Origin of the sequence: Enterococcus sp. RTP21361st1_A6_RTP21361_211029 (assembly GCF_040910045.1) — a bacterium.
Classification (GTDB): Bacteria; Bacillota; Bacilli; order Lactobacillales; family Enterococcaceae; genus Enterococcus_D; species Enterococcus_D gallinarum.
Genome location: NZ_JBDGBK010000228.1, coordinates 1 through 1,123 on the forward strand (window position 1 = coordinate 1; position 1,123 = coordinate 1,123).

At 45.8% G+C, this 1,123-nt stretch carries 1 protein-coding gene; it reads right to left on the reverse strand.

Features of this window, described 5'->3' with window-relative positions; genetic code table 11:
- Nucleotides 1-202: 202 nt before the first annotated feature.
- The gene (locus AB5Z52_RS17260; protein WP_368267165.1) at nucleotides 203-1,021 is read right to left on the reverse strand and encodes a hypothetical protein; all 819 of its coding nucleotides are present in this window, start codon (nucleotides 1,019-1,021) and stop codon (nucleotides 203-205) included.
- Between the last annotated feature and the right edge of the window lie 102 nt (nucleotides 1,022-1,123).

The following is a 1,123-nucleotide window of genomic DNA, read 5'->3' on the forward strand; positions in this document are numbered from 1 at the left end:
AGGCATACCAGGGCAATAGGTAAAGAGACCTTCTCTTTCGTGATTTCTTTGGAGAAGAGTTCGCAGATAAAAGGAATCAGCATCAGCATCAGCATTGAGACGCTTCTAGAGAAAAGCTGCTCGTCAGCCAGCGACCCAGCTGCGAAACAGGCCATCATGATAGATAATCCGACATAGTGTCGCGATAAATTAGTTTTTCTCTTTAAAATATATAATAAAATGAACAGGTAAAAAACGAATAACAACAAATCTCGAGCTCTTGAGATAATAGATGCGCTAACAATGTATGCTCCTTCTCCAAAATATTGCGTTGATTCGAGAACAAGGAGAATACCGATTCTTGAATATAATGCTGGAGAAGTAGTGGAATACAGCAGAACGCAAATGCCACGTTATGTTTCTTGTAGGTTGTCGACATGATATACAAAAGAGGAATCATTGCCGCAAACGGATGGATGAGAATCAACGGCAGATACAACAGAAGCGATGGGATATTAAATCTGTCTGAGAAATGATAAGCAATGCATATGGCAAGAAATCCCGCCATATAATTTCTGATTCCACTCACCCCTGCGTTGAAATTGAAGAGACACAGGAAACAGATAACACCGGCGATGAGGCTTCTTTTGTTCATTCCGTTGTTGGATTGTTTGAAGCAAAGATAGAATCCCGCGCCGATGTCCACCGTGGCCGCGAGAAGGGTGAGAAATCCATTCTCCGGCTGCAACGATATCAGGAACATGATGGCTCCAATAACAGGCGTGCTATTGTATCCGCACGCATCCATGAGATATCGCCAAGCGTCTCCCAGACCCGTGACAGCGAAGTTACGCACTTCATCGAGGGTATCGAAGAAACGAACTGTGTCCGTATACATGTTCGCACGTGGCGTCATCATGAAGCCAATAAGCCCGAAGAACAACGCGGAGAACACCAGCACGGTCTTTCGTTGCCCGGACGGAAGCAAAGCAAGCATTGCAATGGTGGTAAGCGTCAATGCCATATAACAAATAGCGAACACTGCCCCTCCTCTAAATTGCTTTGGCTGGTATGCCAACTAGGATGTTGCCGTCGGCGAAGGAATGCGTGACGACGGCGTTCGCGCCTATGGAGCAATTGCTGC